Consider the following 13,020-nt stretch of genomic DNA (forward strand, 5'->3'; position numbering starts at 1 on the left):
GGTCATGAAGTACATCATTTCAGGCATTCTCGGGGCAGCCACGCTCGGCATGGTGGCGACCGCCGCATCTGCCGGCACCCTTGAGGACGTCAAGGCAAAGGGCTTCCTGCAATGCGGCGTCAGCACCGGCCTGGCCGGTTTCTCGGCGCCGAACGACAAGGGCGACTGGCAGGGTCTGGACGCCGATTTCTGCCGCGCGGTTGCCGCTGCCGTGTTCGGTGACGGCACCAAGGTCAAGTTCACGCCGCTCTCGGCCAAGGAGCGTTTCACCGCGTTGCAGTCGGGCGAAATCGACCTGTTGTCGCGCAACACCACCTGGACCATCAACCGCGATACGGCTCTTGGCCTGAACTTTGTCGGCGTCACCTATTTCGACGGCCAGGGCTTCATGATCAACGCCAAGAAGCTGCCGGGCGTCAATTCCGCGCTGCAGCTTTCGGGCGCCGCGGTCTGCGTGCAGACGGGTACCACGACCGAACTCAATCTCGCCGACTACTTCAAGGCGAACAAGATGGAGTACAACCCGGTCGTCTTCGAGAAGCTCGAAGAGGTCAACGCCGCTTATGACGCCGGCCGTTGCGACGTCTACACCACCGACCAGTCGGGCCTCTACGGCATCCGCCTGACGCTGGGTGCGCCGGACGATCACGTCGTGCTGCCGGAGATCATCTCCAAGGAGCCGCTCGGACCTGCCGTGCGCCAGGGCGACGACAAGTGGTACCACATCGTCAAGTGGACCTATTTCGCGCTGCTGACCGCCGAGGAACTCGGCATCACCCAGGCCAATGTCGAAGAGATGAAGGCGTCGGGTAACCCCGAGGTCAAGCGCGTCCTCGGCACCGAAGCCGACACCAAGATCGGCACCGATCTGGGCCTTGGCAACGATTGGGTCGTCAGCATCGTCAAATCAGTGGGCAACTACGGCGAAGTCTTCGAACGCAATGTCGGCCAGGGCAGCCCGCTGAAGATCGCCCGCGGCATCAATGCGCTCTGGACCAAGGGCGGCCTGCAGTACGCACCGCCGATCCGCTGATCCGAAGTCTCACCCGGAGGGCGGCGCAGCCGCCTTCCGGCTCCTCTTTTGAAGGGACTTCCGATGGCTACGCAGGACATTCCCCAAGACGTAGGGGGCGGCCGCGCGTCGCTGCTCTACGACCCGAAGGTGCGCGGCATCTTCTTCCAGATCCTGGTCGTCGTTGCGCTCACCGCCTTCGTCTACTGGATCATCGGCAACACGGTTGAAAACCTCAAGCGCGCCAACATCGCCTCGGGTTTCGCCTTTCTCAACGGCCGCGCCGGTTTCGACGTCAGCGACACGCTGATCGCCTTCGATTCCGATTCGACCTACAAACGCGCCTTGCTCGTCGGCCTGATCAACACCGTGGTCGTGGCCGGGGCGGGTATCGTCACGGCGTCGATCCTCGGCTTCCTGATCGGCATCGGACGGCTGTCCAACAACTGGCTGATCCGCAAGATCTGCACCGTCTATGTCGAGCTGTTCCGCAACATCCCGCCGCTGCTCGTCATCTTCTTCTGGTATTTCGGCGTGCTTTCGGTGCTGCCCTTGCCCAAGGAGAGCATCGAGCTGCCTTTCGGCTCCTATCTCAACAGCCGCGGCTTCTATTTCCCCAAGGCGGTGTGGGGCGAGGGCGCATGGCTGATCGGCGTGGCCCTTTTGCTCGGCATCGCGATGTCGTGGTTCGTCGCCCGGCAGGCGCGTCAGCGGCAGATGGCAACGGGCGCGACATTCCCGGTGTTCTGGACCTCACTGGCACTGATCGTCGGCCTGCCGCTCCTGGCGCTTGTCGTCACCGGCTTTCCTGTCAGCTTCGACCTGCCGCAGAAGTCGACCTTCAACCTGACCGGCGGCCTGCAGATCAAGCCTGAGTTTCTCTCGCTCTATCTGGCGCTGTCGTTCTACACCGCAGCCTTCATCGCCGAGATCGTGCGGGCGGGCATCCGCGGCGTCAACAAGGGTCAGACCGAGGCCTCGTCGGCGCTCGGCCTGCGCTCCGGACAGGCACTCAGGCTGGTGGTGGTGCCGCAGGCGATGCGCATCGTCATCCCGCCTCTGACCAGCCAGTTTCTCAACCTGACCAAGAACTCGTCGCTGGCGATCGCCATCGGCTATCCGGACCTGGTCGCGGTCGGTGGAACGGTGCTCAACCAGACCGGACAGGCGATCGAGATCGTGGTGATCTGGATGGTCGTCTATCTCGGCCTGAGCCTGATCACCTCCGCCTTCATGAACTGGTTCAATGCCAAGATGGCATTGGTGGAAAGGTAGGAGGCGGACATGTCACTCAACACAGTTGGATACGTCCGCACCGAGATGGCGCAGCCGCAACCGGCGCCGCTTCGCGAGCGCGGGCCGGTGGCCTGGATTCGCAAGAACCTGTTCGCCAATCCGTTCGATTCGGTGCTGACCATCATCGGCATGATCATCGTGATCATGATCCTGCCACCATTGGTCGACTGGGCGCTGGTCCAGGCGCAGTGGACCGGCACCGACCGAACCTTCTGCTCGACCGTCGCCCAGGGCGGCATCCAGCCGGAAGGCTGGTCCGGCGCCTGCTGGGCCTTCGTCAACGCCAAGTTCGGCCAGTTCATGTTCGGCCGCTATCCGATCGAGGAGCGCTGGCGCGTCATTCTGGTGGCGATCATGTTCGTGGCGCTTCTGGTGCCGCTGCTGATCCCCCGGGTGCCGCGCAAGGGGCTGAACGCATTCCTGTTCCTGGTGGTGTTTCCGATCGTCGCGGCCTTCCTGCTGATCGGTGGGTTCTTCGGCCTGCCGCATGTCGAGACCCCGCTCTGGGGCGGCCTGCTGGTGACGCTGACCCTGTCTTATGTCGGCATCGTCGTGTCGCTGCCGCTCGGCATCCTCCTGGCGCTCGGACGGCGCTCGAAGATGCCTGTCGTCAAGATGCTCAGCGTCATCTTCATTGAGACTGTGCGCGGCGTGCCGCTGATCACGGTGCTGTTCATGGCCAGCGTCATGCTGCCCCTGTTCCTGCCGGCCGGCGTCAGCTTCGACAAGTTCCTGCGGGCGCTGATCGGTGTGTCGCTGTTCGCCTCGGCCTATATGGCGGAGGTGGTGCGCGGCGGCCTGCAGGCGATCCCCAAGGGCCAGTATGAAGGGGCCGATTCGCTCGGCCTCAGCTATTGGCAGAAGACCGGACTGATCATCCTGCCGCAGGCGCTGAAGCTGGTCATCCCGGGCATCGTCAACACCTTCATCGGCCTGTTCAAGGACACCAGCCTGGTCTACATCATCTCGATGTTCGACCTGCTCGGCGTCGTCAGGCAGAATTTTTCGGATCCGGCCTGGGCGTCGCCCCAGACCCCGGCGTCAGGGCTCGTCTTTGCGGCGCTGGTGTTCTGGATGTTCTGCTTTGGAATGTCGCGATATTCCATTTATATGGAGCATCGCCTCGACACCGGGCACAAGCGATAACGAACAACAAAAGGGAACGGCCCATGGCCATAGAAAACGCAGTCAGCGCCGACGACATCAAGGTCGATGGGGCAAAGATGCACATCTCCGATACCGACGTCGCCATCGACATCGTCGGCATGCACAAGTGGTATGGCGAGTTCAACGTGCTCAAGGACATCAACCTCAAGGTGATGCGCGGCGAGCGCATCGTCATCTGCGGTCCGTCCGGCTCGGGCAAGTCGACAATGATCCGCTGCATCAACCGTCTGGAAGAGCACCAGAAGGGCAAGATCATCGTCGACGGCAAGGAGCTGACCAACGATCTCAAGAAGATCGACGAGGTCCGCCGCGAAGTCGGCATGGTGTTCCAGCACTTCAACCTGTTCCCGCATCTGACCATCCTGGAGAACTGCACGCTGGCGCCGATCTGGGTGCGCAAGACGCCGAAGAAGCAGGCCGAGGAGCAGGCGATGCACTTCCTGCGTCGCGTCAAGATCCCGGAGCAGGCCAACAAATATCCGGGCCAGCTGTCGGGCGGCCAGCAGCAGCGTGTGGCGATCGCCCGCTCGCTGTGCATGAACCCGCGCATCATGCTGTTCGACGAGCCGACCTCGGCGCTCGATCCGGAAATGATCAAGGAGGTGCTGGAGACCATGGTCGGCCTCGCCGAAGAGGGCATGACCATGCTGTGCGTGACCCACGAAATGGGCTTCGCCCGCAAGGTCGCCAACCGCGTCATCTTCATGGATCAGGGCCAGATCGTCGAAGAGAACACGCCAGCTGAGTTCTTCGACCATCCGCGCCATGAGCGCACCAAGCTGTTCCTGAGCCAGATCCTGCACTAGGAATCGGATTCCGGAAATCAGAAAGCCCGGTCGTATTTCGGCCGGGCTTTTTTGTTGCAACAAGTGCTGCGGAAGCGGGGACGGCGGCGGGTGAGAAGAATTCTACGTCTGCTGGGCGCTATCGTGCTTGTCGCCGTGGCGGCGTTCGCGTTGGGTACGCTCGTACCACGGCCGCTGTTCGGCGGTGCTCCGGACGGGGCAAGTCCCCGCCATATCCTCGTCTTCACCAACCCGATCCACACCGACATCGCCGTGCCGATCGACGATGCCGTGCTGCAGAAATTCGGCTTCCTGCTCGACGCCGGCATCCAGGCCGACCTGCCGGCGGCGCGTTACCTGGTGTTCGGCTGGGGCAGCAAGGCCTTCTACATCGGCACGCCGACCTGGTCGGAGCTGAAGCCCGGACCGGTGTTTGCGGCGCTGACCCTCGACAATTCGGTCATGCATGTCGATCTCGCCGGCGACGTCGACCTGCCTCAGCCCGCCGTCCAGCGTTTCGAGCTCGGCGAGGCGGGTTTTGCCGCCATGCTCGACTTCATCGAGCGCAGTTTCGTGCGCGACGAAGGGGCCGTTCAGCGCATTTTCGGGGTAGCCTATGGCGAATATGACGGCTTCTTCGATGCCCATGGCAAGTTCAACGCACTCGCCGGCTGCAACACCTGGACGGCGGCGGCACTCCGGGAAGCCGGCTTGACGACAGGCTGGTGGAACCCGCTGCCGGCGACCTTGAATTTTTCGCTCGGCCTCTACAACCGGTCGTCGGATGATCTAGGCGGCGACCAGCCCGGCGGCGTCCAGCCATAAAGCCAGTCCATGTCGGCGGCGAGGCTCGCCGGCGACTTGAACCTGAGGAACAGGTTGCGGGCGAGCGCCACCGGCCCGCTCGCATGCCAGGCGAAATGGTTGAGCGCGCCGCGCCGCGCCACCCTGGCGACACGCGCCTTGCGCACCGCTTCCCACTGTTGCAGCGCATCCGCCTTGTTCTGGGCGGCGAGCACGGCGTCGGCCAGCGTCCAGGCATCCTCGATCGCCATGGCGGCACCCTGGGCGGCAAAGGGCGTCATGGCATGCGCCGCATCGCCGATCAGCACGATGCCGGATGCCGAGGTCCAGGGACGGGAGGCATCGACAGTGTGCAGCGGCCACACCGTCCACGGCCCGGCCTCCTCGACAAGCCGGGAGAGTGCCGGGGCCGTGCCCTGCATGGCGCGGGCCAAGGCGCCGGCATCGGTTTCACCGGACCATTGCTCGGAAATTGCCGTGCCGGGGGTGAAGGCGACAAGATTGACGGCATGGCCGGCGCGGACCGGATAGGCGACGAGGTGGAAGCCCGGATGCAGGAAGGTCGTGACAGTCGTCAGCGATGTCACTCCGGCGAACTGCCGGCCCAGCTCGCTGTCGACCGGGATCGTCGTGCGCCAGGCCAGCTCGCCCGAGAACCGGCTCTTTTCATGCGGGCCGACAAGGCGCCGGCTGGCCGACCAGACGCCGTCGGCGGCAACGAACAGGCCGGCCTCTTGCTGTGACGTGATGCCGTCCTGGGTGATCGAGATGCTGAGGCCGTCCGCCCTGGGCTCGACCGTGTCGACCGTCGATCCGGTGGCGACCGAGATCAGCAGGCTTTCGCTGACGCGGCTGAGCAGCGCCGACTGCAGATCGGCGCGGTGGGCAACGAGGTAAGGCGCTTTCCAGCGGCGTTCGGCCGCAGCACCCAGCGGCACGCGGCCGCGCTCGACAAGGCTTGCCGCGCAGCGCAGCACCACCGCCTCGGGCCGCACGGCAGACCTGCTGACCAGATCGAGCACGCCGAGGCGGTCGAGAATGCGGGTGGCGTTGGGAGAAAGCTGGAGACCGGCGCCGACTTCTTCGAGCACCGGCGAACGTTCATGGACGTGGACACGGACGCCGTGCCGGGCAAAGGCAAGGGCGGCGGTCAGCCCCGCGATGCCGGCGCCTGCAATGACGACCGGCGGCGACCGCATGATCGTGCCTGGGCCTCAGGCGGCGCGATCGATGGCGTAGAGGCTGCCCGCCGGCAGGGTCTCGGTGGCCTTCAGCTTGGCGGAGTAGCGGTACAGCGTCGAGCAGTAGGGGCAGACCTTCTCGGAATCGGCGCCCATGTCGAGGAACACATGCGGATGGTCGAACGGAGCCTTGGCGCCCACGCACATGAACTCCTTGACGCCGATCTCGATCACGGCATGTCCAGCGTCGTTCTGGAAGTGGGGGATGGAGCCACCGGCCATGGTATTTTCCCTTCTGAGGACCCTTATTGCAGAGCGTTTGTATCATAAGCGGCGGCTTTGCAAGATGCTGAAATGAAACTGTCGCAATTGCCTGTCAGAGGATAAGTTGAGCCGGATAAGCGGCGGAACGCGGCAGTGGGGAAGGGTTGTCCAAATGAATCAGCTGAAACCGGTCCATACCGATTTCGTCAACGACAAGTCGCCGACCGGCGCGATCGACGGCAATCCGGACCGCTTCGTCAACCGCGAGTTTTCCTGGCTGCAGTTCAACAGGCGGGTGCTCGAGCAGTCGCAGAACCCCAACCATCCGCTGCTCGAACGCGTCCGCTTCCTGTCGATCTCGGCCGGCAATCTCGACGAGTTCTTCATGGTCCGCGTCGCCGGTCTCGCCGGGCAGGTGCGCGAAGGCATCACCATCCGCAGCGCCGACGGCCGCACGCCGGAACAGCAACTCGACCAGCTGCTGCACGAGGTCGAGCGGCTGCAGGAAGACCAGCAGAAAAGCCTCGCCAGCCTGCTCGAGCTGCTCAAGCTCGAAGGCATCGAGACCATCGCCTCGGCGGATCTTACCAAGGAAGAGCGCAAGTGGCTCGAAGATCATTTCATGGAGCAGGTCTTCCCGGTGCTGACGCCTTTGTCGATCGACCCGGCGCACCCGTTCCCCTTCATCCCCAATCTCGGCTTCTCGATCGCCCTGCAACTGCGCCATCGCAAGAGCGGCGAGGAAATGACGGCGCTGCTGCGCCTGCCGGTGGCGCTCAAGCGCTACATCCGCTTGCCCGACCGCAAGCGCTCGGTGCGTTTCATCCCGATCGAGGAAACGGTCAACCTGTTCATCGGCAAGCTGTTCCCCGGCTATGAGGTCAAGGGCTCGGGCACCTTCCAGATCATCCGCGACAGCGATATCGAGGTCGAGGAAGAGTCCGAGGATCTTGTCCGGCTGTTCGAGACGGCACTCAAGCGCCGCCGCCGCGGCTCGGTGATCCGCGTCGAATTCGACAGCCTGATGCCGGCCGAGCTGCGCGAGTTCGTTGCCAGCGAACTGGGTGTCGCCTCGAACCGCGTCAGCGTGCTGAGCGGGCCGCTGGCGATCAACCAGATCTCGGAGATCGTCTCGATCGCCCGCGACGACCTGAAGTTCCCGCCCTTCAATCCGCGTTTCCCCGAGCGCATCCGCGACCATCGCGGCGACTGTTTCGCGGCGATCCGCGAGAAGGATTTTGTCGTCCACCATCCTTATGAATCGTTCGACGTGGTGGTGCAGTTCCTGCGCCAGGCGGCGATCGATCCGGAAGTGGTGGCGATCAAGCAGACGCTTTACCGCACCTCCAACGACAGCCCGATCGTGCGCGCCCTTGTCGACGCCGCCGAGGCCGGCAAGTCGGTGACCGCACTCGTCGAGCTCAAGGCGCGTTTCGACGAGGAGGCCAATATCCGCTGGGCCCGCGATCTCGAGCGTGCCGGCGTGCAGGTGGTGTTCGGTTTCCTCGAACTCAAGACCCACTCCAAGATGTCGCTGGTGGTGCGCCGCGAGGACGGCCGCCTGCGCAACTACGTCCATCTCGGCACCGGCAACTACCACCCGATCACCGCGCGCATCTACACCGACCTGTCCTTCTTCACCACCGATTCGGCGATCGCGCGTGATGTGGCGCATATCTTCAACTTCATCACCGGTTATGCCGAGCCGGCCGACGAGATGTGCATCGCACTGTCGCCCTACACGCTGCGCAGCCGCATCCTCAAGCACATCGCCGACGAGGTCGAACATGCCCGCGCCGGCCGGCCGGCGCAGATCTGGATGAAGATGAATTCGCTCGTCGATCCCGACGTCATCGACGCGCTTTATGACGCCAGCCGCAGCGGCGTCGAGATCGACCTGGTGGTGCGCGGCATCTGCTGCCTCAGGCCGCAGGTTCCCGGCCTGTCGGAGAATATCCGCGTCAAGTCGATCGTCGGCCGTTTCCTCGAGCACAGCCGCATCTATTGTTTCGGCAATGGCCACGGCCTGCCGTCGGACGAGGCGATCGTCTATATCAGCTCGGCCGACCTGATGCCGCGCAACCTCGACCGGCGCGTCGAAACCATGGTGCCGATCGCCAAACATTCGACCGTGCACGAGCAGGTGCTGGGCCAGGTCATGCTGGGAAATATCATGGACAACCAGCAAAGTTTCGAAGTATTGGCGGATGGAACCTCGCGGCGGATAACGCTCGACGAGGGCGAAGAGCCGTTCAATGCGCAGGAATATTTCATGACCAATCCGAGCCTCTCCGGACGGGGTGACGCGCTGAAGTCTCACGCGCCCAAACGCATTGCCCAGTTCAAGCGTCGCAAGAAGGCGGAGGCGGCGGCCGGCTGATGGCGCAGCTTTCGCAGGGCCGGCTCAAGGACCGCCGACCGCTGTCGATCATCGATATCGGCTCGAACTCCATACGTCTCGTCGTCTATGAAGGGTTGGCACGCTCGCCGACCCTTCTGTTCAACGAAAAGATGCTCGCCGGCCTCGGCCGCGGCATCGTCTCCACCGGCAAGCTCGACCCCGAGGGCGTGACCCGCTCGATGGAGGAGTTCCGGCGCTTTCGTGCGCTGTCCGAGCAGGCCGGCGCGGAAAGGATGTATGTGCTGGCCACCGCCGCCGCACGCGAGGCGATCAACGGCCCCGACTTCATCCAGCGTGCCGAGGACGTGCTGGGCACCAAGATCCAGGTGCTGACAGGCCGCGAGGAAGCCTATTATTCGGCGCTCGGCGTCATCTCGGGCTTCCATCCCGCCGACGGCATCGCTGGCGACCTTGGCGGCGGCAGCCTCGAGCTTGTCGACGTCAGGGGCGAAGCCATCGGCGACGGCATCACCTTGCCATTGGGCGGCCTCAGGCTGCAGGACATGGCCAAGGGCTCGCCTGTAACGGCCGCCAAGATCGCGCATGCCGAACTCGCCCGCGCCAAATTGCTCAAGGGCGGGCAGGGCAGGACATTCTATGCCGTCGGCGGCACCTGGCGAAACCTCGCCCGGCTGCACATGAACACCTCGAATTATCCGCTGGAGGTGATGCATCACTACCAGATGGACCCGGTGACCCTGGTGCCGTTCCTGCGCCAGGTGGCGCGCGGCGAGGTCGAGAAGATCAAGGGCATCGAAGGCGTCTCCAAGAACCGCCGGTCGCTTTTGCCTTATGGCGCGCTGGTGCTGCAGGAGATCATCACGGCGATGAAGCCGGAGAAGATCGTGGTCTCGGCGCTCGGCGTGCGCGAGGGTTTTCTGTTCTCGTTGCTCGAAGAGCAGGAACAGCGCGCCGATCCGCTGATCTCGGCGGCCGAGGAGCTGGCCGTGCTGCGGGCGCGTTCGGTGCGCCATGCCCATGAACTGACCGAGTGGACCAAGCAGTCCTTCGCCGCCTTCGGCATCGAGGAAACCGAAGAGGAGGCGCGTTACCGTCACGCCGCCTGCCTTCTCGCCGACATCGGCTGGCGGGCGCACCCGGAATATCGCGGCCGCCAGTCGCTCAACATCATCGCGCATGCCTCGTTCATCGGCGTCGATCATCCCGGCCGTGCCTTCCTGGCGCTGGCCAATCTGTTCCGCCATGACGGTGTCTTCAACGACAGCTTCGCCCCTGAGCTCAAGGAACTGGCGACGCCGCGTTATCTCGAGCGCGCCCGCATCCTCGGCGCGATGATGCGTGTGGTTTATCTGCTCTCGGCCTCGATGCCGGGGGTGATGCCGAAGCTGCGCTGGGAAGACAGGGGCAATGGCGTGTTGGCGCTGGTGATCCCGTCGGAGTTCGGCCAGCTCTATGGCGAGCGGCCGGCGGGACGTCTGGCCCAGCTTGCCAAGGTCACCGGCCGCAAGCTGGTGCTGGCGGTCGAGGACGGCCCCAGCATCTCAGTCAAATAGCATCGCCGTCAAACAGGCTGGCGGGCGAGCAGCCGGTCGAGCGACAGCGCGCCGGCACCCGCCACTGAGAGCGCCAGCAAGCCGCCCGCGGTAGCGATGTCCTTCATCAGCGCCTGCTGGTGCATGAAGGCCATGGCGGCATTGTCGCCGCCCCGGCCGTAATGGCCGATGAAGCCGGCAGCGAGCGCGAAGGCGGCGAGCAGGACGGGCACCACGCGGGACTGGAAACCTGTAAGCACCAGCAGGCCGCCGACCAGCTCGAACAGCCCGACGCCCAATGCGACGAGCGTCGGCAAGGGAAAGCCGAGCCCGGCGAAATAGCCTGCGGTGCCCGAGATGTTGGACAGCGTGCCGATGCCCGCCGGCACGAACAGCGCGGCGATCAGAATTCTGGCGACAAGAAGAAGCAGGCTGTTCAGCATGGAGGTGTCCTCGCAGCCGCAGGATGCACCGGCTCACTTTCGATGTCATCACCGTCTCGAACCGGCGTCAGGGCCAGGGCACAAAAAAGCCCGGGACGAGCCCGGGCCATTTCTTGGGAGGAATTTCTGCAGCTTAGCGGCGGCGGCCGTCGATCGACAGGGCGCCGGCGCCGAAGGCGGCGAGCACGAACAGGCCGCCTGCAATGGCGAGGTTCTTCTGCAGGAACATCACCTGGACCTGGTCGGCGAAGTCGAGATGGGCAACGGCGGTGGCAGCCAACGTGAACAGGCCGAGCACGATCGCGGCGATGCGGGTCTGGAAGCCGACCAGGATGGCGATGCCGCCAACCACTTCGACCAGGCCGACGACGACGGTGGTGACGGTCGGCAGCGGCAGGCCGATGCTGGCGAACCAGCCAGCGGTGCCTGAAATGGCGGTCAGCTTGGCAAAGCCGGCGAGGATGAAGATGACCGACAAAAGCACGCGGCCGGCAAGGGTGAGGGCCGAGGCGTTGGTGCTGAGGCCGGACTTTGCGGTGGCAATGGAAGCGTTGGACATGGGCTTGGGGCTCCGTTGAAATTCGATGGCCAACACCTAGTCGATCTCGACTGTTCACTAAAGGTGTGGATGTGTCGACAGATCGTTCACAGTTAGAATGAATTGCTCGAAGCCGTCGGCCGAACGATCTGGGCTGCACATAAAGAAACGGCGCGGCAGGTGACTGCCGCGCCGTTTCAAGGGGATCGACCCCGGGCCGAAATCAGCCCGGACGGGTCATGTCCTCGGGGCGGACGATGCGGTCATAGTCCTCGGCGCTGACCAGCCCGGTCGCCAGCGCTTCGTCGCGCAGCGTGGTGCCGTTCTTGTGCGCGGTCTTGGCGATCTTGGCGGCGTTGTCGTAGCCGATGGTCGGCGCCAGTGCGGTGACCAGCATCAGCGAGCGGTCGAGCGCTGCCTTGATGTTGTCCTCGCGCGCCTCGATGCCGACGAGGCAATTGTCGGTAAACGAGATTGCCGCGTCAGCCATCAACTGCACCGACTGCAGGAAGTTGTAGGCCATGACGGGATTGTAGACGTTGAGCTCGAAATGGCCCTGGCTGCCGGCGAAGGTCAGCGCGGCATTGTTGCCGAACACCTGGACGCAGACCTGGGTCAGCGCCTCGCACTGGGTCGGGTTGACCTTGCCGGGCATGATCGACGAGCCCGGCTCGTTTTCGGGCAGCGCCAGCTCGCCGAGGCCCGAGCGCGGGCCCGAGCCGAGGAAGCGGATGTCGTTGGCGATCTTGAACAGGGCAGCGGCCGCCGCATTGATGGCGCCGTGCGAGAAGACCATCGAATCGTGGGCGGCAAGCGCCTCGAACTTGTTCGGCGCGGTGACAAAGGCGATGCCGGTGATGGCGGCAATGCTTTCGGCAACCTTTTCGGCGAAGCCGACCGGCGCGTTGAGGCCGGTGCCGACGGCGGTGCCGCCCTGGGCCAGTTCCTGCAGGCCGGGCAGGGTCAGCTCGATGCGCTTGATCGACGAGGCGACCTGGGCGGCATAACCGCCGAATTCCTGGCCCAAGGTCAGCGGCGTCGCGTCCTGGGTGTGGGTGCGGCCGATCTTGATGATGTGGTCGAATTCGCGCGCCTTCTTGTCGAGGGCGGCATGCAGGTGCTTCAGCGCCGGCAGAAGGTCGTGGACGATGCGCTCGGCGCAGGCGATGTGCATGGCCGTCGGATAGGTGTCGTTCGACGACTGGCTCATATTGACGTGGTCGTTGGGATGAACGGGCTTCTTCGAGCCCATCTCGCCGCCCAGCATCTCGATGGCGCGGTTGGAGATCACCTCATTGGCGTTCATGTTCGACTGCGTGCCCGAGCCGGTCTGCCAGACGACAAGCGGGAAGTGGTCGTTGAGCTTGCCGTCGATGACTTCCTGGGCGGCGGCAACGACGGTGTTGCCGATCTTGGGGTCGAGGCGGCCGAGCGCCATGTTGGCTTCGGCGGCGGCGCGCTTGACGATGCCGAGCGCCCGCACCACCGACAGCGGCTGCTTTTCCCAGCCGATCTTGAAATTGCCCAGCGAGCGCTGCGCCTGCGCACCCCAATAGCGGTCGGAGGCGACCTCGATCGGTCCGAAGGTGTCTGTCTCGGTTCTGGTCTTCTGGGCTGTCACGATCAGGTCTCCGAA

General features: G+C 64.3%; 12 protein-coding genes. 7 read left to right on the forward strand and 5 right to left on the reverse strand.

All coding sequences use genetic code 11. The features are described from left to right. Nucleotides 1–4 precede the first annotated feature (4 nt). From Amn_RS11170 to Amn_RS11190, 5 genes are all read left to right on the forward strand, one after another. A complete protein-coding gene (locus tag Amn_RS11170) occupies nt 5–1,033 on the forward strand; it encodes an amino acid ABC transporter substrate-binding protein (protein WP_286297087.1) in 1,029 nt (342 codons plus the stop codon). A gap of 63 nt (nt 1,034–1,096) precedes the next feature. Continuing rightward, nucleotides 1,097–2,287, forward strand: a complete 1,191-nt coding sequence (locus tag Amn_RS11175) for an amino acid ABC transporter permease (protein WP_286297089.1) — start codon at nt 1,097–1,099, stop codon at nt 2,285–2,287. A 9-nt stretch (nt 2,288–2,296) separates the two neighbouring features. Next, nucleotides 2,297–3,454, forward strand: a complete 1,158-nt coding sequence (locus Amn_RS11180; RefSeq protein ID WP_502874758.1) for an amino acid ABC transporter permease — start codon at nt 2,297–2,299, stop codon at nt 3,452–3,454. A gap of 23 nt (nt 3,455–3,477) precedes the next feature. Continuing rightward, the gene (locus tag Amn_RS11185; RefSeq protein ID WP_067963432.1) at nt 3,478–4,281 is read left to right on the forward strand and encodes an amino acid ABC transporter ATP-binding protein; all 804 of its coding nucleotides are present in this window, start codon (nt 3,478–3,480) and stop codon (nt 4,279–4,281) included. 90 nt (nt 4,282–4,371) lie between these two features. Next, nucleotides 4,372–5,085 (forward strand): TIGR02117 family protein, encoded by a 714-nt coding sequence (locus Amn_RS11190; protein WP_182573661.1) that lies wholly within the window; start codon nt 4,372–4,374, stop codon nt 5,083–5,085. Here Amn_RS11190 and Amn_RS11195 read toward each other — a convergent pair. Together Amn_RS11195 and Amn_RS11200 are read right to left on the reverse strand one after the other, a co-directional pair. Beyond that, nucleotides 5,028–6,263: an FAD-dependent monooxygenase gene (locus tag Amn_RS11195; RefSeq protein WP_182573662.1), complete on the reverse strand. Its 1,236-nt coding sequence runs from the start codon at nt 6,261–6,263 to the stop codon at nt 5,028–5,030. The genes Amn_RS11190 and Amn_RS11195 overlap by 58 nt on opposite strands. Nucleotides 6,264–6,278: 15 nt before the next feature. Then, complete coding sequence (locus tag Amn_RS11200) at nt 6,279–6,527, reverse strand: zinc-finger domain-containing protein (protein WP_154385476.1); 249 nt, start codon at nt 6,525–6,527, stop codon at nt 6,279–6,281. Between the two features lie 154 nt (nt 6,528–6,681). Here Amn_RS11200 and Amn_RS11205 point away from each other — a divergent pair, with 154 nt between their 5' ends. Both Amn_RS11205 and ppx read left to right on the forward strand, forming a co-directional pair. Beyond that, complete coding sequence (locus Amn_RS11205; RefSeq protein ID WP_067963419.1) at nt 6,682–8,889, forward strand: RNA degradosome polyphosphate kinase; 2,208 nt, start codon at nt 6,682–6,684, stop codon at nt 8,887–8,889. Beyond that, entirely contained in the window at nt 8,889–10,424 is a 1,536-nt protein-coding gene (gene ppx / locus Amn_RS11210; protein ID WP_067963417.1) for an exopolyphosphatase, read from the forward strand. The genes Amn_RS11205 and ppx overlap by 1 nt, the downstream gene beginning before the upstream one ends. An 8-nt stretch (nt 10,425–10,432) precedes the next feature. Here ppx and Amn_RS11215 read toward each other — a convergent pair whose 3' ends face one another. The 3 genes from Amn_RS11215 to fumC form a co-directional block, all read right to left on the reverse strand. Then, nucleotides 10,433–10,846: a DoxX family protein gene (locus Amn_RS11215; protein ID WP_154385474.1), complete on the reverse strand. Its 414-nt coding sequence runs from the start codon at nt 10,844–10,846 to the stop codon at nt 10,433–10,435. 133 nt (nt 10,847–10,979) lie between these two features. Then, nucleotides 10,980–11,405, reverse strand: coding sequence for a DoxX family protein (locus tag Amn_RS11220; protein ID WP_154385473.1), 426 nt, complete (start codon nt 11,403–11,405; stop codon nt 10,980–10,982). Between the two features lie 202 nt (nt 11,406–11,607). Beyond that, nucleotides 11,608–13,005, reverse strand: a complete 1,398-nt coding sequence (gene fumC / locus Amn_RS11225; RefSeq protein WP_286297101.1) for a class II fumarate hydratase — start codon at nt 13,003–13,005, stop codon at nt 11,608–11,610. Between the last annotated feature and the right edge of the window lie 15 nt (nt 13,006–13,020).

Source organism: Aminobacter sp. Y103A (assembly GCF_030294925.1).
GTDB lineage: Bacteria > Pseudomonadota > Alphaproteobacteria > Rhizobiales > Rhizobiaceae > Aminobacter > Aminobacter ciceronei.